Annotated in this window: 19 protein-coding genes; 2 read left to right on the top strand and 17 right to left on the bottom strand. The window is 66.4% G+C overall.

Annotated features, from left to right (window positions below; translation table 11 throughout):
* The first annotated feature begins 7 nt into the window (after window positions 1-7).
* The gene (locus AAG612_RS11120; RefSeq protein ID WP_342510201.1) at window positions 8-1,600 is read left to right on the top strand and encodes a GMC family oxidoreductase; all 1,593 of its coding nucleotides are present in this window, start codon (window positions 8-10) and stop codon (window positions 1,598-1,600) included.
* 35 nt (window positions 1,601-1,635) lie between these two features.
* On the opposite strand, the gene AAG612_RS11115 is transcribed toward AAG612_RS11120, so the two are convergent.
* The 15 genes from AAG612_RS11115 to glpX form a co-directional block, all read right to left on the bottom strand.
* Window positions 1,636-2,526: a hypothetical protein gene (locus tag AAG612_RS11115; protein ID WP_342510200.1), complete on the bottom strand. Its 891-nt coding sequence runs from the start codon at window positions 2,524-2,526 to the stop codon at window positions 1,636-1,638.
* 105 nt (window positions 2,527-2,631) lie between these two features.
* Window positions 2,632-3,216, bottom strand: a complete 585-nt coding sequence (locus tag AAG612_RS11110; RefSeq protein ID WP_342510199.1) for a pyridoxamine 5'-phosphate oxidase family protein — start codon at window positions 3,214-3,216, stop codon at window positions 2,632-2,634.
* Between the two features lie 109 nt (window positions 3,217-3,325).
* Entirely contained in the window at window positions 3,326-4,888 is a 1,563-nt protein-coding gene (locus tag AAG612_RS11105; protein WP_342510198.1) for a peptide chain release factor 3, read from the bottom strand.
* Between the two features lie 140 nt (window positions 4,889-5,028).
* Window positions 5,029-5,778 (bottom strand): SDR family NAD(P)-dependent oxidoreductase, encoded by a 750-nt coding sequence (locus AAG612_RS11100; RefSeq protein WP_342510196.1) that lies wholly within the window; start codon window positions 5,776-5,778, stop codon window positions 5,029-5,031.
* Window positions 5,775-8,186 carry a phenylalanine--tRNA ligase subunit beta gene (gene pheT / locus AAG612_RS11095; RefSeq protein ID WP_342510194.1) on the bottom strand — a complete coding sequence of 804 codons (2,412 nt, stop codon included), beginning with the start codon at window positions 8,184-8,186 and terminating at the stop codon, window positions 5,775-5,777. The genes AAG612_RS11100 and pheT overlap by 4 nt, the downstream gene beginning before the upstream one ends.
* Window positions 8,183-9,304 carry a phenylalanine--tRNA ligase subunit alpha gene (gene pheS / locus AAG612_RS11090; RefSeq protein WP_342510192.1) on the bottom strand — a complete coding sequence of 374 codons (1,122 nt, stop codon included), beginning with the start codon at window positions 9,302-9,304 and terminating at the stop codon, window positions 8,183-8,185. Before pheS ends, pheT begins: the two co-directional genes overlap by 4 nt.
* A 40-nt stretch (window positions 9,305-9,344) precedes the next feature.
* Window positions 9,345-9,677, bottom strand: a complete 333-nt coding sequence (locus AAG612_RS11085) for a GIY-YIG nuclease family protein (RefSeq protein ID WP_342510190.1) — start codon at window positions 9,675-9,677, stop codon at window positions 9,345-9,347.
* Window positions 9,678-9,790: 113 nt separating this feature from the next.
* Entirely contained in the window at window positions 9,791-10,150 is a 360-nt protein-coding gene (rplT, locus tag AAG612_RS11080) for a 50S ribosomal protein L20 (RefSeq protein WP_010239708.1), read from the bottom strand.
* A 55-nt stretch (window positions 10,151-10,205) separates the two neighbouring features.
* Window positions 10,206-10,409: a 50S ribosomal protein L35 gene (rpmI, locus tag AAG612_RS11075; RefSeq protein ID WP_115490830.1), complete on the bottom strand. Its 204-nt coding sequence runs from the start codon at window positions 10,407-10,409 to the stop codon at window positions 10,206-10,208.
* Between the two features lie 119 nt (window positions 10,410-10,528).
* Window positions 10,529-11,263, bottom strand: coding sequence for an SDR family oxidoreductase (locus AAG612_RS11070; RefSeq protein ID WP_342510184.1), 735 nt, complete (start codon window positions 11,261-11,263; stop codon window positions 10,529-10,531).
* 2 nt (window positions 11,264-11,265) lie between these two features.
* On the bottom strand, window positions 11,266-12,024 hold the full coding sequence (locus tag AAG612_RS11065) for an SDR family NAD(P)-dependent oxidoreductase (RefSeq protein ID WP_342510182.1): 759 nt from the start codon (window positions 12,022-12,024) through the stop codon (window positions 11,266-11,268).
* 48 nt (window positions 12,025-12,072) lie between these two features.
* On the bottom strand, window positions 12,073-12,522 hold the full coding sequence (locus AAG612_RS11060) for a gamma-glutamylcyclotransferase family protein (RefSeq protein WP_342510180.1): 450 nt from the start codon (window positions 12,520-12,522) through the stop codon (window positions 12,073-12,075).
* The gene (locus tag AAG612_RS11055; RefSeq protein ID WP_342510178.1) at window positions 12,522-13,337 is read right to left on the bottom strand and encodes an inositol monophosphatase family protein; all 816 of its coding nucleotides are present in this window, start codon (window positions 13,335-13,337) and stop codon (window positions 12,522-12,524) included. Before AAG612_RS11055 ends, AAG612_RS11060 begins: the two co-directional genes overlap by 1 nt.
* A gap of 19 nt (window positions 13,338-13,356) precedes the next feature.
* Window positions 13,357-14,292: a ribose-phosphate pyrophosphokinase gene (locus AAG612_RS11050; RefSeq protein ID WP_342510176.1), complete on the bottom strand. Its 936-nt coding sequence runs from the start codon at window positions 14,290-14,292 to the stop codon at window positions 13,357-13,359.
* Window positions 14,293-15,325: 1,033 nt separating this feature from the next.
* Window positions 15,326-16,321: a class II fructose-bisphosphatase gene (gene glpX, locus AAG612_RS11045; protein ID WP_342510174.1), complete on the bottom strand. Its 996-nt coding sequence runs from the start codon at window positions 16,319-16,321 to the stop codon at window positions 15,326-15,328.
* Window positions 16,322-16,384: 63 nt separating this feature from the next.
* On the opposite strand from glpX, the gene AAG612_RS11040 reads away from it, so the two are divergent.
* The gene (locus AAG612_RS11040) at window positions 16,385-16,966 is read left to right on the top strand and encodes a hypothetical protein (protein ID WP_342510173.1); all 582 of its coding nucleotides are present in this window, start codon (window positions 16,385-16,387) and stop codon (window positions 16,964-16,966) included.
* Between the two features lie 11 nt (window positions 16,967-16,977).
* Here AAG612_RS11040 and AAG612_RS11035 read toward each other — a convergent pair whose 3' ends face one another.
* Both AAG612_RS11035 and AAG612_RS11030 read right to left on the bottom strand, forming a co-directional pair.
* The gene (locus AAG612_RS11035; protein WP_342510171.1) at window positions 16,978-18,309 is read right to left on the bottom strand and encodes a homoserine dehydrogenase; all 1,332 of its coding nucleotides are present in this window, start codon (window positions 18,307-18,309) and stop codon (window positions 16,978-16,980) included.
* Window positions 18,310-18,363: 54 nt separating this feature from the next.
* The gene (locus AAG612_RS11030) at window positions 18,364-19,233 is read right to left on the bottom strand and encodes a hypothetical protein (RefSeq protein ID WP_342510169.1); all 870 of its coding nucleotides are present in this window, start codon (window positions 19,231-19,233) and stop codon (window positions 18,364-18,366) included.
* Window positions 19,234-19,432: the final 199 nt, after the last annotated feature.

Here is a 19,432-nt window from a genome sequence, read left to right as displayed (position 1 = left end):
CAGGCGGATGAACCAATACGACTATATCGTGATCGGCGGCGGCAGTGCGGGTTGCGCGGTGACCGGGCGGCTGGCGGTGGACGGCCAGCGCAGCGTCTGCCTGGTCGAGGCAGGCAGTCGCAACAACGACATGCGGGTGAAAACGCCGGGCATGATGCCCTTCCTGCGCGGCAGCCAGAACTATCGTTACGAAACCGTGCCGCAAAAGGGCCTGAACGGGCGCGTGGGTTACCAGCCGCGCGGCCGCGGCCTAGGCGGGTCCTCGGCGATCAATGCGATGGTCTATATTCGCGGCAATGCGTGGGACTACGATAACTGGGCCGCAATGGGTTGCGACGGCTGGTCCTACGAAGACGTGCTGCCATGGTTCAAAAAGGCCGAAGCGAACGAGCGCGGCGCGGACGAATATCACGGCGCGGGCGGGCCGCTGTTCGTTTCCGACCAGCACTGGACCAACGAAGCGAGCGACGCCTTCGTGCAAAGCGCCGCCGCGCTCCAGTACCCCGAGCGCGACGATTTCAACGGCGAGAGACAGGCCGGCTTCGGCGTGTTCCAGGTGACCCAGCGCAAGGGCGAGCGCTGGTCCGCGTCGCGCGCCTATGTCGAGCCGATTCGCGACGCGCCGAACCTCGACATCCGCACCAACACGCAGGTCGAGAAACTGGTGATCGAGGGCGGGCGGGTGACCGGCGTCGCGATCCGGCGGGGCAGGCGTCGCGAGACGATTTATGCCCGCCGCGGCGTGATCCTGTCGGCCGGTGCGTTCAATTCGCCCCAGATCCTGATGCTGTCGGGCATCGGCCCGGGCAAGCATCTGCGCGCACTCGATATCCAGGTCGCGCTCGACCGGCCGGCGGTCGGCAGCAACCTGCAGGACCATATCGATTATGTTTCCTGCTGGGAAAGCGCCAGCCGCGTGCCGATCGGCAGGAGCGCCGAGGGCACGCTGCGGATGGCGCGCGCGGTGCTTGAACATCGGCGCAAGCGCACCGGCGCCATGACCACGCCCTATGCCGAGGCGGGAGGGTTCTGGAGCGTGATGCCCGATGCGCCCGCACCCGACGTGCAGTGGCACTTCGTGCCTGCGATGCTGGAGGACCACGGGCGCGAGAGGTTGAGCGGACATGGCGTCTCGCTCCACGCCTGCGTGCTCCGTCCGGAAAGCCGGGGCACGGTCCGCCTCGCCAGCCCCGACGCGGCAGCAGCGCCTGCGATCGACCCCAATTTCCTCGACGATGAACGCGACATCGCGACCTTGCGCGAAGGCGTGCGCGTGTCGCACCGGATCGCCGATGTGATGCCGCTGGCGGGCTATGGTCTGGCCGATCGCCATCCGGTCGACCTGTCGGACGATACCGCGCTCGATGCGCTGATCCGCGAGCGCGCCGACACGGTCTATCACCCGGTCGGCACGTGCCGCATGGGTTCGGACGAAGAGGCGGTGGTCGACCCTGCGCTGAAGGCGCGCGGGATCGACGGGCTGTGGATCGCCGATGCCTCGGTCATGCCGAAGATCGTCTCCGGCAACACAAACGCCCCCGCGATCATGATCGGGGAGCGTTGCGCGGATTTCGTGATGCAGGCCGAAAAGGCGAACTGACCCGGGAAGGTCGAGCGGGCCTTTTCGGCGCGTCCTCAGAAACCCTGTGTGGGGCCCGCTGCGCCGCTGAAATCGAACAGGTCGTCGACCGGGTCGAGCGCGGGCGGGATCGAGTCGATCACCCGGCAGTATCCGGGCTCGACCGAGGTTTCGAGGCACACGAAGCGGCCATATTCGAACCGCGCGCGCGCCCATGCGCTCGCCCCGTCGAGCCGCGTGTAATCGCCGTAGACCGAATAGATCGGGCTGTTCTTCTTGTCGCTCTCACGCTCCACATTGCGCAGCGTGCCCGGGCGATAGGCGAGGTCGCGATCCACGAAGTAGCCGTGCAGTTGCAGCAGCGCGTCGAGCCGCGATTCGCCCGCTGCATCGCCAAAGGCGATCCCGCCGAAGCGATCATAGGCCGCGATCAGCTCGCGCGTGCGATCGCGTTCGTAGAAGTCGACCGTGTTCACGCCGACCGTTTCGAACGCGAGATCGATCTGCTCGGGCGCGTTGGGGACGCTTCGCACGGTGCCGATAAAGGCTTCGCGATCGCAGCGGCCGCTCCAGACGGAGCCGTCGGTGGTGTCGAACAGGCGACAAGTGGCGCCGTTGCGACGGCCGATCAGCGTCGAGGGGCGCATGCCGCCCGTGCCGCGATACTTGCCCTTCACGATGTCGCCGTCGAATTCGAGCTCGGCCTGGAAGCTCCCGCCGATCAGTTCGGGGCAGCCACCCTCGCGCTTGGGACACTTGGTGTCGGTGCGCCGGGGTGTGCCCGGGACGATGGCAACGACTTCCCCGCTATGATTGCCGAAATACTGGACCTTGCCCTGAAAATCTTCGGGCAGCCCACCGGTGGCAGCCGGGGTGAGAACTTGCGCCGAAGCAGGCGCGATGCCCATTACAGCAAGCGAAAACGCGAGAATTAGCGAACGCATCATGGTTCACTCCCCATCATTGCTTCGTGCGTTAACCATAACATGGCCCGCCCCCATCCAGAAGCACTGCTTTGATGAAGCCAGGATTTACGCGCGGGAAGCGGGGTTCTATTCGACGGCTTCGTTCGCGTCTTCGTCATCACCGGCAATATAGCGATCGGGCGGCGTCACCGGCAGGCCGTCGATACTTTGCGTCTGGCGCTGGCGCTTTGCGACATAGGCGTCGGGGTCGCGCCCGCGATGCGCCTTTTTCAGCGTTTCACGGTCCTTTTCGTAGCCCATGAAGGGCACCCCCCAACCGCAGGACGTCTGCACGCTTTCGACCGCGATATCGAAGATCTGGCGCGTGCCGGGGAGCAGCGTGAAATGCGCGGCAAGCGCGTCGAAAGCGGGGTCCTGCGGCAGCACCGGGGCGCCCCGGCCATAGATGCGCAGGATAAGGGCGGGCTGTTCGAAATTGCAGAACATCAGCGTGATGCGGCCATCCGCCTTCAGGTGCGCGTGGGTCTCGTTGCCCGACCCGGCGATGTCGAGATACGCGACCCGATCCGGCGCCAGCACGCGGAACGCATCGTAACCTTTCGGGCTGAGATTGATCCGCGCATCGGCTGCCGACGTCGCGACGAAGAACACCGGCTGCTTCGCGATCATCGCGATATGCTGCTCGGTCAGCGTGTCGAAGAAGTCGGCCATGGGGCAGATTTACCTCACCCCCATTCATCCGTCACCCCCGCAAAGGCGGGGGTCCCGCCCGTTTGCGGAAAGCGGGATTCCCGCCTTTGAGGGAAAGACGGGGTGGGTCTTACCGCTCCTTGGTGGCGGAGAAGGTCAGGTCCGGGTTCTTGTCCGCCTGATAGTTCACGTCCCACGGGCTCTTGGCGAGGAATACCATGTCGCCGTCACGATCCTTGGCCAGATGCGCGCGGTTGAACTTCTCGAACTCGTCCAGCGCCTTGTCGCCGCCCTTGACCCATCGCGCGGTGGCAAAAGGCGCCGGTTCGAGCGCGGCCTCGACCTTGTACTCGGCGGCGAGACGCGAGATCAGCACTTCGAGCTGGAGCTGGCCGACCACACCGACGATGTGCTGCGCGCCGAGCTCCGGATAGAACACCTGGATCACGCCCTCTTCGGAGAGGTCGTCGAGCGCCTTCCTCAGCTGCTTGGTCTTGGTCGGGTCCTTCAGCTGCACACGGCGCAGGATTTCGGGCGCGAAGTTGGGCAGGCCGGTGAAGCGGACCTCGTTCTTCTCGCTCAGCGTGTCGCCCACGCGCAAGGTTCCGTGGTTGGGAATGCCGATAATGTCGCCCGGGTAGGCATTGTCGGCGATCTCGCGGTCCTGCGCGAAGAACAGGATCGGTGAATGCACCGCGATCGGCTTGCCGAGGCCGCTCGGCGTCAGCTTCATGCCGCGTTTGAAGGTGCCCGAAACCTGCCGCATGAACGCGATCCGGTCGCGGTGGTTGGGGTCCATATTGGCCTGCACCTTGAAGATGAAGCCGGTCACTTCGTCACGGTCCGGCGCAATCTCGCCCTCATCGGTCGGCTGCGGGCGCGGGGCCGGTGCGTATTTGGCAATCGCATCGATGATCGCGGTGACGCCGAATTCCTTCAGCGCGGAGCCGAAATAAACAGGCGTCAGGTCGCCATTGCGATAGGCCTCGAAATCGAACGGAGCATAGCCCTCGCGCGCCAGCAGCCCTTCCTCGGCCACCCGCGCGACGCCATCGGCGCTGAGATATTCGGAGAGCTTTTCGTCTTCGGGTCCGTCGACCTTCACGGTCTTGCCCTGGAATTCCTTGCTGTCACCTTCGGGCAGGTACAGCTCGTTCTCCTCGAAGTCGTAGACGCCTTCGAACAGCCCGCCCATGCCCACCGGCCAGCTCATCGGCGCGGTGTCGAGCGCGAGCTTTTCGGCAATCTCGTCGAGCAGTTCGAACGGCTCGCGCCCCTCGCGGTCGATCTTGTTGATGAAGGTGATGATCGGGACCGAGCGCAGGCGGCAGACCTCGAACAGCTTCAACGTCTGCGCCTCGATACCGGCCGCCGCGTCGAGCACCATGATCGCCGAATCGACCGCTGTCAGCGTGCGGTAGGTGTCTTCGGAGAAATCCTCGTGCCCCGGCGTGTCGAGCAGGTTGAAGGTGATCCCGTTCCGCTCGAACGTCATCACACTAGACGTGACCGAGATGCCGCGCTGCTGCTCGATACTCATCCAGTCCGAGCGCGCCCTGCGCGCGGCCCCGCGCGCCTTGACCTCGCCCGCAAGATGGATCGCCCCGCCGCGAAGCAGCAACTTCTCGGTCAGCGTGGTCTTACCCGCGTCGGGGTGCGAAATGATCGCGAAGGTACGGCGTTCGGAGGTCATAGGTGTCTCGTTACAAAATTCTTGTCACCCCGGCCCCCGAGCCGGGGTTGGTGCTTCCTTCTGGTATGACGCAAATGACAACGACTTGGACCGAAGAAAAGCACCGCCCCCGGGTCAAGCCCGGGGTGACGTTCTGTGGGTCAGTTCTCGTCCCGCGCCACGCGGAAGCCCGCGAAGTCCTGCGTCACCGGCATGATCTCCAGCCGGTTGATATTGAGGTGCGGCGGCAGTTCGGCGACCCAGCGGATCGTCTCGGCAATGTCCTCGCCCGTCATCGGGTGGGCGCCCGAATAGAACTCGTCCGACTTGTCCTGGCTGCCGGTGCGCACGGTGGTGAATTCGGTCTCCGCCATACCCGGCTCGATGCTGGTCACGCGCACGCCGGTGCCGTGCAGGTCCGCGCGCAAGGCCAGCGTGAAGTGGTTCACGAAGGCCTTTGAGCCCGCATAGACGTTGCCGCCGGGATAGACGTAGCTGCCCGCGACCGAGCCGATATTGACCATCGCGCCTTTGCGCGCGATCAGGCCGGGCAGCATCTTGCGCGTCAGTTCGACCAGCGCGGTGACATTGGTGTCGATCATCACCTGCCAGTCGGACAGGTCGGCGGACTGCGCGGGGTTGAGGCCCTTGGCCAGCCCTGCATTGTTCACCAGCAGGTCGATCTGCGCCCAGTCTTCGGGCAGCCCGTCGATCGCGGCATTGCGCGCCTCGGCATCCCGGACATCGAACGCGAGACCGAGGAAGCGATCCGCCCCAAGCTCGTCGGCCAGCTTGTCGAGCCGCTCCTGCCGCCGCCCGGTGCCGATCACCCGCCAGCCATTGGTGGCGAGCAGGCGCGCAGTCGCTTCGCCAATGCCCGAGGTCGCTCCCGTAATCAGCGCCGTCTTCATGCCCGTAACTCCGCCCCCAGCTTTTCTGCTGCCGTGACGATAGCCTGCGAGATCGCCTTCAGCTCTTCGTCGGTGAAGCTCTTCTCGCCCGGCTGCAGCGTCACTTCGAGGGCGAGCGAGGTCTTGCCTTGCGGAACGCCCTGCCCGTCAAAGCGATCAAAGATGCGCGCATCGGTGATGGCCTGCTTGTCCGCGCCCTTGGCCGCTTTCACGAGATCGCCCGCAGGCAGCGAACTGTCGACCAGGAACGCGAAGTCGCGCATCACCGGCTGGAGCGCAGGCGGACTAAAGACAGCGCGCGCGAAGCCGGCGTTCTTCTTCGCAGGGATCGCGTCGAGGAAGATCTCCGCCGCGACCACAGGCCCATCGATATCGAACGCCTTGAGCGTGTTCGGATGCAGCGCACCGAAGCGGGCGAGCACCTTCTTGGGGCCGAGCCGCAGCGTGGCCGACTGGCCGGGATGGAACTGCGAGCCCGCTTCACCCCCTTCGGCGGGGCTCAGGACAGGCATCACCATCAGGTTGTCGACCGGAGCGCCCGCCGCTTCGAGCAGCGCGAGCGCTTCGGCCTTGGCGTCGTAGGCGTCGAAACCCTGCGCCTTGCCATTCGCCCAGCCGCGCGGCGTCTTCTCGCCCGCGAGGACGAGGCCGAGCGTCGCGCGCTCGTCGCTATGGCCGCCTTCCCCACGGAAATAGCGCCGCCCGATCTCGAACAGCCGCGCACCCGCCGCGCCGCGATCCGACGCGCGCTTGGCCGCAGTCAGCAGGCCCGGCAGCAGCGAGGGACGCATCGCCTTCAGGTCTTCGCTGATCGGGTTGTCGAGCACCCACAGCTGCGCCCCATCGGCGAAATGCTCCGCCTCGGGCACCGGCAGGAACGACCAGGTCACCGCCTCGTGCAGACCGCGCCCAGCGGCGGCGCGGCGGACCCGGCGCTCCAGCTTCTGCTGGGGCGTGGCGGTCGGCTTGGCGACACCCGGCGCGCGGGTCAGCGGAACGCTGGCGACCTTGTCGAGCCCTTCGATCCGGACGACTTCCTCGACCAGATCGGCAGGCCCTTCGATATCGTGGCGGCGCGGCGGGCAGGTGACGGTCCAGTCCTGCGCGACCTCGAAATCGAGCGCGGTCAGGATGGCCCGCTGGCGATCCTCTGCCACCTCGACACCGCCCAGCTTCGCGGTCATCGCCGGATCGAAGGTGACGACTTTGCCCTCGACCGGCGGCTCGCCCGCACGCACGACCTCGGTGGGCGTCCCGCCGCAGGTCTTGAGCACCAGATCGGTCAGGATCGCGAGCCCGTCGTCGAGGAACTCCGGGTCCACCCCTCGCTCGAAGCGGCTGCGCGCATCGGTCGCGAGGCCGAGCTTGCGGCCCGTTACGCCGATCTGCGCCGGGTCGAAATACGCGATCTCGAGCAGCACGTCGGCGGTATCCGCTTGGGCCGAGGAATGCTCGCCACCCATGATCCCGCCGATGTCGTGCACGCCGGTGTCGTCGGCGATCACGGTCATGGTCGAATCGAGCGTGTAGCTCTTCTCGTTCAGCGCCTCGATCTGCTCGCCGTCCTGCGCGCGGCGGGCGACCACGGGGCCGTTGAGCTTGGCGAGATCATAGACGTGCGCGGGCCGCCCGAAGGCGAGCATCAGGTAGTTGGTGCAGTCGACCAGCGCGGAAATAGGCCGCTGGCCCGCCGCCTTCAGGCGACGCTGCATCCACTCAGGCGAAGCGCCGTTGCTCACGCCGCGAATCACGCGGCCGTAGAAGGCGGGGCAGCCCTCGGCATCGTCGGTGCGTATCTCGACCGGGCATGCGCCCTCGCCCGCAACCGGCGAGACTTCGATCGGCTTGAACGTGCCGAGCCCTGCTGCGGCGAGATCGCGTGCAATGCCCATCACGCCCATGCAATCGGGGCGGTTGGGGGTGATCGCCACGTCCATGATCGGCGAGGCGGCGTGATATTCGGCGAAATCGGCACCGGTCGGCGCATCGGCGGGCAGCTCGATGATCCCGTCGTGCTCCTCGCCCAGCTCAAGCTCGCGCACAGAACACATCATGCCGTTCGATTCGACGCCGCGAATCTTGGACTTGCGCAGTTCCATGCCGTTGGCGGGCACCACCGCACCGGCCAGGCCGAGCACGCCCTTCATCCCCGCGCGCGCATTGGGCGCACCGCAGACGACCTGCAGCGGATCGCCCTCACCAGTCGAGACCGAGAGCACCTGCAGCTTGTCCGCATCGGGATGCGGGCTTGCGGTGAGCACTTCGGCAACCTTGAACCCGGCGAGGGTGTCCGCCGGATTCTCGATCCCCTCGACCTCGTGGCCGATCGCGTTGAGCGTATCCGCGATCTCCTGCACCGTGGCATCGGTGTCGAGGAAGTACTTGAGCCATTCGATCGAGAACTTCATGCGCGTGCTCCTACCCCGCCCGAAAGCGTCGGTTGGTCGAAAGGCGAGAAGCCGTAGTGCGACAGCCACCGGCCATCGCCATCGAAGAAGGCGCGCAAGTCGTTCATTCCGTATTTGAGCATGGCGAGGCGATCGATCCCGAGGCCGAAGGCGAAGCCCTGCCACTCGTCAGGATCGTATCCTGCGTGTTCGAGGACGCGGCGATTAACCATCCCGCTTCCGCCCAGCTCCATCCAGTCGTGCCCTTCGGCATCGCCGTGGCCACCGACGACTCGGCGTCCGCCCTCGTTCGAATAGCCGACGTCGAACTCGACCGAAGGTTCGGTGAAGGGGAAGTAGGACGGGCGCAGGCGCAGGACGATATCGTCACGCTCGAACAAAGCCTTGAAGAAGGTTTCCAGCGTCCACTTGAGATGGCCGAGGTGAATGTCGCGGTCGATCGCGAGGCCTTCGACCTGATGGAACATCGGCGTGTGGGTCGCATCGCTGTCGCTGCGATAGACGCGGCCCGGGGCGATGATCCGCACCGGCTCGCCTTTGTTCGCGGACAACCCCTTCATCGTGCGAATCTGCACCGGCGAGGTGTGCGTGCGCAGCAGCATGCGGTGATCGTCGGCATCGCGATCGTGGAAATAGAACGTGTCGTGCTCGGCGCGCGCGGGGTGCGTTTCCGCCATGTTGAGCGCGCTGAAATTGTGCCACTCGTCCTCGATCTCGGGGCCGGTGGCGACTGCGAAGCCCAGATCGGCGAAGATTTCCGCAATCTCGTCCATCACCTGGCTGACCGGATGGACCGATCCTTGCGGCGCTTGCGGCGCGGGCAGCGTGAGATCGAGAATCTCGGTCGCCAGCTTCGCTTCGAGCGCGGCAGCTTCGAGCACGGCCTTGCGGTCCTCGATCGCGTCGGCAACGCGCGCACGCATCCCCTGCAGGCGCGGCCCTTCGGTCTGGCGTTCTTCGGGGCTCATCTTGCCCAGCGTCTTCATCAGCGCGTTGAGCCAGCCCTGCTTGCCCAGCGCCTCCACCCGGATCGCCTCGAGAGTGTCGAGATCGTCGGCGGCGTGCAGCCGCTCGAGCGTCTGGGTGAGCTTTGCTTCGTGTTCGGAAGAATCTGTCATGCTCGTCATTCCTGCGCAGGCAGGAACCCATCTCCATCGTTCAGGATCGACACGAAGGAATTGGCGGCAACATGCCGAAGCCCAAATCCACCGCCAGATCCCGCCAGTCGGCATTCTGCTCGCGAATGAGGTTGATCTTCCATTCGCGCTTCCATTTCTTGATCCTTTTTTCGCGCAGGATCGCTGCGTCCATCGTGGCGTGCTCTTCGAACCAGACGAGACGCGTCACGCCGTAGTCTTTCGTGAACCCTTCAATCAACCCATCGCGGTGCTCGGCGATGCGTTTCCTGAGGTCCGACGTCACGCCGACATAGAGCGTGCCGTTGCGGCGCGAGGCGAGAAGATAGACCGCCGGTTGCAAGCCCCGTGTCATCCGCCACTCCCGGAGCTGGGTCCCTGCTTACGCAGGGATGACGTGGGCGGACAAGAAAAAGGGCGCCGAAGCAATGCCTGGCGCCCTTGTTCGTTCAAGCAGATTGGCTCGGGTTACGCCGGAAGCGCGTCCTTGGCCTGCTTGATGATCGCCTTGAAGGCCGCTTCCTCGTTCATGGCGAGGTCGGCCATCACCTTGCGGTCCAGCTCGATGCCGGCCAGCTTGGTGCCGTGCATGAACTGCGAATAGGTCAGGCCTTCGGCGCGCACGGCCGCGTTGATGCGCTGGATCCACAGTGCGCGGAAGTTGCGCTTCTTAACCTTGCGGTCGCGATAGGCGTACTGGCCGGCCTTTTCGACCGCCTGACGGGCAACGCGAATCGTGTTCTTGCGGCGACCGCGATAGCCCTTGGCCTGGTCTAGGAGCCGCTTGTGCTTCTGGCGCGTGGTGACGCCGCGTTTGATGCGAGGCATATTCTATATCCTTTCGACAAAGTCGGGTGACGCGAGAGACGTATCTCTCAAGCGATCACTTCAGCCCGTAGGGGGCCCACTTCTTGATGTGGTCGACATCCTGCTTGGCAAGCAGGTCGGTGCCACGGTGCTGGCGGATATACTTCGCATTATGGCTGATCAGGCGGTGGCGTTTACCAACGGCACCATGCTTGACCTTGCCGGTCGCGGTGAACTTGAAGCGCTTCTTCACACCGCTCTTGGTCTTCAGCTTGGGCATTTTCATCTCCTTTGCAGAGACACGTCCGAACCAGCCCTGGCAGCCCTTTCAGCCAGGCCGGTGGTGAAATACGTGTCGGTGAAGGCGCGCGATCTAGCGATTTTGCGCGCAAAGGCAAGTCAGAAGTGCGCGAGATAGCCGCCATCGACCGCCAGCACCTGCCCGGTGATGTAGCTTGCGTCGGGCGAGGCGAGGAAGGCGACCGCGCCCGCGATTTCCTCCGGCTGGCCCCAACGGCCGAGCGAAGTCCGGCGTTTCAGGTGCGCGGCGATATCCTCGTCGGCGACCATGTCCGCATTAGTTTCGGTCGCGAAGTATCCCGGCGCGACCGCGTTGACCGTGATGCCATGGGGCCCGAGCTCCGCTGCCAGCGCGCGGGTGAGCGCGTCCAATCCACCCTTGCTCGCGGTATAGGCCGCATCGCCGCGCGCGATCTGGCCCGCGATCGAGCTGACATTGACGATCCGCCCCCAGCCGCGCTCGATCATCCCTTGCGCCACCCGGCGAGCGAGGTCGAACGGCGCGGCGAGGTTGGTTTCGAGCATGGCGGAGAAGGCTTCGCGCGGCAGGTCGGCGAGCGCGCGGCGGTCGCGCATGCCCGCATTATTGACGAGGATATCGATATCGCCCGCCTCGCGCAGCGCCGCCTCGCATTCGCGCGAATCGTCGAGGTCGAATGCCAGCGGCTGCGTGCCGCCGCCGACATCGGCAAGCGCCGCCTCGTCGCGGCCCGAGACGAGCACGCGCGCGCCGTTCTCCGCCAGGCGAAGGGCGATCGCCTTGCCCAGCCCGCGCGCCGCGCCGGTCACCAGCGCGCATCTGCCGGTCAGATCGAGATGTCCCCCCGCACTCATGCCTAGTCTTCGTAGATCATTGTGCGCGTCATGCCACCATCCACATTGATCGCCTGGCCCGTGACGAAGCCTGCACCGATCAGCCAGTGCACCGTGTCCGCGATATCCGCCGGACGGCCGACCCGGCCAGCCGGGTGCTGCGCCTTGTCCTGCTCGCGGTGGTCGACCTTTTCGCGGGCCCCTTCCTTCTGCCAGTTGCGCGTCTCGATCCAGCCGGGGCGAATCGCGTTGACGCGGATGTCCGGACCGAGCGAGACCGCCATCGCATGGGTCAGCGCGTCGAGCCCGCCCTTGGCCGCCGCATAGCCGAAACAGTCGGGTTCGCTCATCACCGCGCGGGTGGATGAGATGTTGACGACGGAGCCACCCTCGCCGCGCCGCAGGAAGGGCAGCATCGCGCGGCTGCACAGGAACGCGGCAGTCAGGCTGGCATCGATCCAGCTCTGGAAGTCGGCCAGCGACAGGTCTTCGAGCGGCCCTGCATAGGGATTGGCGATGCCCGCATTGTTGACGAGGCAGGTGAGCGGTGCGCCGTCGAGCCATTCGGACAGACGATCGGCGGTGTCGATCACATCCGCCTCGCGCCCCGCATCGCCTGCAACGAGCAGCAGATCGCCGTCGAGCCCGTCGCGAAGTTCGGTCAGCGCTTCGTCGTCGGGGTCGAGCCCTGCGACCCGCCAGCCGAGCTGGGTGTAGAAAACGGCGAGTGCACGGCCGATGCCATTGCCGATGCCGGTGATGAAGATGGTTTTCTGAGTCATGCCTCCGCAACGCGCGGAGCGGACACAAAGTGCCTACGGTTCCGAGACTTATTCGCGTCCGCCGATCGCCACGCGCCCGGTTTGCGACAGCCATGCCGCGAAATCGCCGCCGGGAATCGGCTCTGCATCGGCGGGGATCGAGCGCGCATAGCAATAGACGAACGCGGTGGCAGACGCGCCGTCGGCCAGCGTCACCGCAATCTCGCGCCGGACATATTCGGCGTCGGGCCCGTCATGCGCATCCTCGAAGTCGTCCATCGCGGGCCAGTCGACGCTGCGCGCGTCGTGGAGAATGCCGCGTACGATGCCCCCGTCCGACTCGGGCAGCAGGATCGGATACCAGCCCCCGTCCGCCGCGCTTTCGAGAGCGTAGAGCCTGCCGCGCACGCTTGCGGGGCGCCCTGCGTCGAGCCCCGCGATCAGCTCCCCCGCGCGCCCCTTCGCCAATTCGCGGATCAGCACGCCGTAGACGAAGAGGCGTTGCGCGGGGTGGCGCATCAGTGCCCGTGTTCTCCTGCATCGTGCGAATGCCCGGCGAGCGTTTCGAGCACATCTTCCAGCCGCGCCGGATCGCCCAGCGCGAGGACGGTGCCGTCGCTGTTCGCGTCCAGCGGATGGCCCTGCCAGTCCGACATGGTGCCGCCCGCGCCCTCCACGATCGGGACCAGCGCGGCATAATCGTGCAGCTTCATCCCCGATTCGCACACGATGTCGAGATGCCCGCTCGCGAGCAGGCCGTAATTATAGCAGTCGCCGCCATAGACGATCATACCCTGCCGCTTGTTGCCGCCAACCGCGTGGGCGAGCCGCATGTAGGCATCCGCGCCCTGCGAATCGAAATAGTGCGGGCTGCTGGTGGCGAGAATCGCGGCCTCGAGGCTCTTGCAGCTCCGCGTGCGAATGTCCTTGCCGTTGAGCGTGGTCGGCATGCCGATTCGCCCGACCCAGCGTTCGCCGCTGATCGGCTGGTCGATAATGCCGAGCACCGGCCAGCCGTCGTGCAGCAGCGCGATCAGCGTTCCGAAGATCGGGCGTCCGGCGATGAAGCTGATCGTCCCGTCTACGGGATCGAGCACCCACTGGCGGCCCGAGCGGCCCTCGTGCTCGGGATATTCCTCGCCGATCACGCCGTCCTGCGCATATTCCGCCATCAGGATCGTCCGCATGGCGTCTTCCGCATCGCGGTCGGCAATGGTGACTGGCGAGGCATCGCCTTTGAATTCCGCCGTAGCCTTGCGGAAATGCGGGCGAATCGCCTCGCGCGCGATGTCCGCCAGCCGGTGGGCGACGGCCAGTTCGTCGTCGAGCTTCATAGCGGCGACCCGGCGCGCATCAGTCGAACAGGCTCGACACAGAGCTTTCGTCGGCGATCCGGCGTACCGCTTCGCCGATCAGCGGGGCGATGGTGAGGTAGCGGATGCGCTTGGCGTCCTTGGCGGCCTCGGCAGGCGGGATCGAATCGGTCACCACCAGTTCGGTCAGCTTGGAACCGTCGACCCGCGCCACCGCGCCGCCCGACAGCACGCCGTGAGTAATATAGGCCGCGACCGATTCGGCGCCCTGCTCCAGCAGCGCGTCGGCGGCGTTGCACAAGGTGCCGCCCGAATCGACGATGTCGTCGATCAGCACGCAGTGGCGGCCCTTCACCTGGCCGATGATGTTCATCACTTCCGATTCGCCCGGCCGGTCGCGCCGCTTGTCGACGATCGCGAGCGGCGCGTTGTCGAGCCGCTTGGCCAGCGCGCGGGCGCGAACCACGCCGCCCACGTCGGGGCTGACGACCATCAGATCCTTGTCGCCGTAGCGCGCCTGGATATCCGCCGCCATCACCGGCGCGGCGAACAGGTTGTCGGTCGGGATGTCGAAGAAGCCCTGGATCTGGCCTGCATGCAGGTCCACCGCCAGCACGCGATCCGCGCCCGCCTGCGTGATGAGGTTGGCGACCAGCTTGGCCGAAATCGGCGTACGCGGGCCGGGTTTGCGATCCTGCCGGGCATAGCCGAAATAGGGGACCACGGCGGTGATCCGCCGGGCCGAGGCGCGCTTCAGCGCATCGATCGCGATGAGCAGCTCCATCAGGTTGTCGTTCGCCGGGAAGCTGGTCGACTGGAGCACGAACACGTCTTCGCCGCGCACGTTCTCGTGGATTTCGATGAAGACTTCCTCGTCCGCGAAGCGCCGCACGCTGGCGTCGGTCAGCGAGATTTCAAGATAGGCCGCAATCGCGCGGGCGAGGGGCAGGTTCGAATTGCCGGCCATCAGTTTCATGGGGCGAGCGGTCCTTTGACGAAGAGAGGGGTCCCCGCAGCGGCTAACCCCCGCGTCACGCGATTGCAATGTGTGGATCGCGCCGACCTGATTACGCAGGCGGGCGCGGTGCCCCCCACAAACCCCTTTCCTACCGGCGGCGGGGTGTGGCCTAAGCTTGGCGATGGGCAGGTCCCCGACGCACAAGCTCCGCCGTCGCCCCGGCTGGTTTCGTCCCGTGCCCCTGCGGGCGCGGCGCGACGGGTGGAGCGTGGTGCGCCAGTGCGCCTTCCTCGTCCACCTCTATCTCACCGGATCGGCAAGCGCGGCAGCACGCAGCGTCGGGATGAGCCGGGCGAGCGCCTATCGCCTGCGCGCGCGTGCGGACGCAGCGTCCTTCGCCGCCGCGTGGGACCGGGTGCTGACGCAGCCGGGTACGGGCCGGGTCGCGGCGGAACGCGAAGACTTCCGGAAGGTGACAGATGCGGCGCTGCTCTTACGGCTCGAAACGCCGCTGGTGCAGCCGGTCGTCTATCGCGGACGCATAGTCGGCATCCGCCGGAAAGCCGACAATTCCGCGCTGTTGCGGCTGGTACGACGGATGGCCAAGGAAAGCTCCGGGTCGCAGTCGCGCAAGCGCGAACCGGAGGGACGGCTTTTGCAAACACCCCCGGTCTGTGTGTCACCGCGCCTGCCTCAACACACACGTCACCCCGGGCGTGACCCGGGGTCGGTGCTTCTTTCGGCTGCCCACAAAAGGGAGAAGCAGAAAGCACCATCCCGGCTCGGGGGCCGGGATGACGAAAGGACACGAAGGAGCCCGGATGCTCGGGCCGCTGCGCGGGAGGCACCGATGGAGCCTCCCCCCGGCCTACCGCACCCGGAGCTCGCTCCTCATCCAGCGCAAGCCGTTCTCAGGCGTGCGAGCGCCCTCATGCCCGAGGCAACGACCGCGCCAGTCCACAGACTATCGCGCGCGGTGCTCGCTGTTGATCCAGCGCGAGTCGCTGTCGAGCGTGCGAAGGCCGTCGCTCCGGAGGCACGTCCCCGCTTCTTACCGAGCGCGGTGCTCGCTCCGAATCCAGCGCACGGTGCCGCTGGAGGAGCGCATGACCACGCTCTCAGTCGTCATCCGGCCGCCCGGCAGGCGCTTCACGCCTTCGAGCAGCGAGCCCGAGGTGACGCCCGTGGCGGCGAAGATGCAGTCGCCCTTGGCGAGATCTTCCAGCTTGTAGATCCGGTCGAGGTCTTCGATGCCCCACTTGGCGGCGCGGGCGCGCTCGTCCTCGTTGCGAAAGACGAGGCGGCCGTTGAACTGCCCGCCGACGCAGCGCAAGGCGGCTGCGGCGAGAACGCCCTCGGGCGCGCCGCCCTGGCCCATGTACATGTCGATCGTGGTGTTCGGGTCGGTGGTCGCGATCACACCCGCAACGTCGCCATCGCCGATCAGCGTGACCCCGCAACCCAGCGCGCGCAGCTCCGCGATCATGTCGGCGTGGCGCGGGCGGTCGAGCACGCAGACGATGATATCGCCGGGCTCCACGCCCTTGGCCTTCGCGACCGCCTTCACGTTCTCGGTCGGCGACTTGGCGAGGTCGATCACGCCTTCGGGATAGCCGGGGCCGACCGCGATCTTGTCCATGTAAGTGTCGGGCGCGTTCAGCAGGTTGCCTTCTTCGGCCGCCGCCAGCACGGCGAGTGCATTGGGCCCGGCCTTGGCAGTGATCGTGGTGCCTTCCAGCGGATCGAGCGCGATGTCGATCTTGGGGCCCGTGCCGGGCGCGCCGCCGACCTTCTCGCCGATATAGAGCATCGGCGCCTCGTCACGCTCGCCCTCGCCGATGACCACGGTACCGTCGATGTCGAGCTTGTCGAAAGCGCGCCGCATCGCTTCCACGGCGGCGGCATCGGCGGCCTTCTCGTCTCCGCGACCGACCAGCCTAGAAGCCGCAATCGCCGCCTTCTCGGTGACACGCACCATTTCGAGCACCAGCACGCGATCAAGTTCGTTGGCGAGTTCGTTGGCCATCGCGGCGGTTGCGGTGTTCATAGGTGATTCAGCCCCTCGGGTGTCGTTTGCAGTCGTTGAAGCGACTAGTCGGAGAGCGTGCGGATGTCGATAAGGTCGCTGGTTTTCGCCGCTCCTTTGCTGTTGCCGATACCGGCGAGCGCACAATCGCTCGGGTCGTCCGAGGCGGAGAAGCCGACGCCTTCCGAAGTCGCCGAGCAACTGATCGCGCGATCGAAAGAGGTCTTGTCGGTGGAGGCTCCTCCCCCCGAACGCCCCGCGGACTGCGTCGAATCGCAGACCGACGCGGACGGCGGAACGGTCATCATCGTGTGCGCCCCGATCGAAGACGATCCGGCGAGTTTCCGGGGCCGTTCGCGCCTCGAACGGGGCGACGACAGCCACCTGAGCTGGGATGGGTCCGCACCCTATGTGGGCGGAGAGGGGATCTTCACCGGCCCGGCAACGGTCAGCGGCCTGTGCGTGGTGCCGCCCTGTCCGCCGCCGCCGGTCTATTACATCGATGTGGGTGCCCTGCCCGAGGCTCCGCCGGGGTCGGATGCGGACCGGATCGCACGCGGGCTTCCGCCGCGCGGCAGCCGCTACGACGAAGGCGAAGCGGTGGTCATCGCCAGCGAGGCGGACACTGGGGACGGCACGACCGAGAGCGATCCGCCAGAGCGCTGACCCGCCGCCGCTCAGCTCATCATGATCGGCATGGCGAGCGGCGGCTCCGCGATGCTCGGCGAATCCTTCAGCTGCGCCAGTGCTTCGCGCACATTGCGCGCCGGGGCCTTGTGGGTGACCACCGCGATGGTGATGCCCGCCTCGTCCTCGCCCACGCTTTCGCCTTCCTGGATCAGGCTCTGGATGCTGACCCGCGCGTCGCGCATCGCGGCGGCGAGCTCGGCCAGCACGCCGGGGCGGTCGGCCACGACGAAGCGCAGGTAATAGCGCGCCTCCCGCGCACCCGAATCGGCGCGCTCGGCAGGCACGAGCCCGGCGCTCGGCACGGCAAAGGCAGGCCGCGCCTCTCCCCGTGCCAGCGCGACGATATCCGCTACGATGGCGCTGGCGGTCGATTCGCTGCCCGCGCCCGCGCCCTGGATGAGGATCGGCCCCGCATAGTCGCCCTGCGCGAGCACAGCGTTGGTCGGCCCGTCGATATCGGCGAGCGGGTGATCGGCCGGAAGCAGGCACGGGCGTACGCGCTGGAGCAAGCGGGCCGGCGCGCCCTCTTGCCGCTCGAGATCGGCCATCGCGACCAGTCGGATCGAATAGCCGAGCCGTTCGGCCTGCAGGATATCCGCTGCACGAATATCGCGGATGCCCTCGACCTCGACCCCCGCGAAATCGGGCCGCAGCCCGAAGGCCAGCGCCGCGAGAATCGCGAGCTTGTGCGCAGCATCGCCGCCATCGACGTCGAGCGCGGGGTCCGCTTCGGCATATCCGAGGCGCTGCGCCTCGCCCAGCGTCTCCGCGAAATCCTCGCCCGAGCGTTCCATGGCGGAAAGGATGTAGTTGCTGGTCCCGTTGAGAATCCCCTCGATCCGGTCGACCCGGTTGCCGACCATGCCTTCGCGCAAGGTCTGGAGTATGGGCGTACCCGCACATACGGCGGCTTCGAACAGGATCGCGGCACCATTCGCCTCGGCCGTTTCGGCGAGGGCGAAGCCATGCGCTGCGATCATCGCCTTGTTCGCGGTTACGACCGGACGGCCGGCCTTCAGCGCCGCCTGTGCAAGATCGAGCGCCGGGCCATCGGTGCCGCCAACGACCTCGACCACCGCGTCGAGCCCCGCGAGACCTGCGAGCTCCGCCGGATTGGCGCACCAGGTCCAGCGGTCGAGGTCGATACCGCGGTCACGCGAGCGATCGCGCGCGCTGACCGCGACAACTTCGATGCGCCGCCCGGCACGGGCTTCCAAAAGGTCGGCATGTTCGTCGAGCAGGCGGATGACGCCGGTACCGACGGTGCCGAGCCCCGCGATCCCCAGTCTGAATGGCCCAGGTCTTGTTGGTTCTGTCATGGGCGCATCCGCTTAGGCGTCATGCCTGCGAAGGCAAGCTTTTGCGCGCGGAATCTACAATCCCAGCGTCGGGGCCGCGCGCTGGCGCTGGCATGGGCCGAGCTGCGAAAGCACATAGCGATAATCGTCCGCGGCCCGCGCCCGGTCGGCCGGATCGCGCGCCAGATTGGCTTCGCCGGGCAGCGAGCGCGGCAGCGCGCAGGCAAGCCGGTAATGCGCCAGGGAGCCACGGGGCGGCACGCGCACGGCCTGGTCGACGATTTCGGAGAAGGACACGCCCCATACCGGCGCCATGCCGGGCCTGCGTACCACGCTGATCGCGGCAGGTTGGTCGTTCAGGGTTTCGAGAAAGATCTGCGTCTCCGATTCGCCCGCGAGCGTCCCTGCGACCGACAGCGCATCGCGCACGCCGACAATCCGGGGGGGCGCGTCGGACGCTACCAACTGTTCCAAAATGAGACGGGTGCGCTGCCCCAGCGCCTCGTTCCAGAGCAATTGAGCGTCCGGCGCGACGAGCTGGATCTCTCCCGGTCGCCCTGCGACGGGCCGCGCGAACAGGAGCGCCTCGCGCTTCTTCAGCTTGGGCTTCTTGCCGCGGGCGTCGAGCGGAAGGTCGACGAGGTAGCGCACCTGCTCGCCCACCGGGGCGCTGCCCGCAATGAGATTGAGCGTATCTGCCTCGATGTAAAAGCGGGCGTATCCGGGCCGCAGGCCGGGGGCGCGCTCGGGCGCTACATCACTCTGGCGGCGTATTTTTACGCGCAGAACAAGCTCCGCATGATCGGCAAGGTCGATCAGATCGGGGTCGGTCGCCTGCTGCGGCGCGGCCGCCGGAGCGGTCTGATTCTGCGCGGCGAGCGGCGTCGCCGCAGAGACACCGGTTGCAAGCGCGGCAGCGAACATGATCGATGGGAGGAACTTCAAGGCGCTCTCCAGAGTTAATAGCGGTCGGACCCATGTAGGGTTTCGACGGAATAATTGTCAGGCTGCAGACAGGTCCGGCCGTTAATCCTGACTGAACCTACAAAGGGTTTGCAGAGGATTGCCATCCTGTTTAAGACCCGCCTCGTTCGGGTGGACGGTACGAAATTACCCGAACAAGGCTTCTCTGGCTGCACTGATT

It is taken from the genome of Citromicrobium bathyomarinum (genome assembly GCF_038594605.1).
Taxonomy (GTDB): domain Bacteria; phylum Pseudomonadota; class Alphaproteobacteria; order Sphingomonadales; family Sphingomonadaceae; genus Alteriqipengyuania; species Alteriqipengyuania bathyomarina_B.
This window is presented reverse-complemented; position numbering and strand designations above follow the sequence as displayed.

Bases quoted from the DNA above. Each gene is read 5' to 3' on its own strand.
- AAG612_RS11085 (WP_342510190.1), bottom strand. From the start codon at position 9,677: ATGACACGGGGCTTGCAACCGGCGGTCTATCTTCTCGCCTCGCGCCGC.
- AAG612_RS11115 (WP_342510200.1), bottom strand. From the start codon at position 2,526: ATGATGCGTTCGCTAATTCTCGCGTTTTCGCTTGCTGTAATGGGCATC.
- AAG612_RS11100 (WP_342510196.1), bottom strand. From the start codon at position 5,778: ATGAAGACGGCGCTGATTACGGGAGCGACCTCGGGCATTGGCGAAGCG.
- rplT (WP_010239708.1), bottom strand. From the start codon at position 10,150: ATGCCTCGCATCAAACGCGGCGTCACCACGCGCCAGAAGCACAAGCGG.
- AAG612_RS11110 (WP_342510199.1), bottom strand. From the start codon at position 3,216: ATGGCCGACTTCTTCGACACGCTGACCGAGCAGCATATCGCGATGATC.
- rpmI (WP_115490830.1), bottom strand. From the start codon at position 10,409: ATGCCCAAGCTGAAGACCAAGAGCGGTGTGAAGAAGCGCTTCAAGTTC.
- AAG612_RS11040 (WP_342510173.1), top strand. From the start codon at position 16,385: ATGTCGATAAGGTCGCTGGTTTTCGCCGCTCCTTTGCTGTTGCCGATA.
- AAG612_RS11050 (WP_342510176.1), bottom strand. From the start codon at position 14,292: ATGAAACTGATGGCCGGCAATTCGAACCTGCCCCTCGCCCGCGCGATT.
- glpX (WP_342510174.1), bottom strand. From the start codon at position 16,321: ATGAACACCGCAACCGCCGCGATGGCCAACGAACTCGCCAACGAACTT.
- pheT (WP_342510194.1), bottom strand. From the start codon at position 8,186: ATGAAGTTCTCGATCGAATGGCTCAAGTACTTCCTCGACACCGATGCC.
- pheS (WP_342510192.1), bottom strand. From the start codon at position 9,304: ATGACAGATTCTTCCGAACACGAAGCAAAGCTCACCCAGACGCTCGAG.
- AAG612_RS11035 (WP_342510171.1), bottom strand. From the start codon at position 18,309: ATGACAGAACCAACAAGACCTGGGCCATTCAGACTGGGGATCGCGGGG.
- AAG612_RS11060 (WP_342510180.1), bottom strand. From the start codon at position 12,522: ATGCGCCACCCCGCGCAACGCCTCTTCGTCTACGGCGTGCTGATCCGC.
- AAG612_RS11055 (WP_342510178.1), bottom strand. From the start codon at position 13,337: ATGAAGCTCGACGACGAACTGGCCGTCGCCCACCGGCTGGCGGACATC.
- AAG612_RS11070 (WP_342510184.1), bottom strand. From the start codon at position 11,263: ATGAGTGCGGGGGGACATCTCGATCTGACCGGCAGATGCGCGCTGGTG.
- AAG612_RS11120 (WP_342510201.1), top strand. From the start codon at position 8: ATGAACCAATACGACTATATCGTGATCGGCGGCGGCAGTGCGGGTTGC.
- AAG612_RS11065 (WP_342510182.1), bottom strand. From the start codon at position 12,024: ATGACTCAGAAAACCATCTTCATCACCGGCATCGGCAATGGCATCGGC.
- AAG612_RS11105 (WP_342510198.1), bottom strand. From the start codon at position 4,888: ATGACCTCCGAACGCCGTACCTTCGCGATCATTTCGCACCCCGACGCG.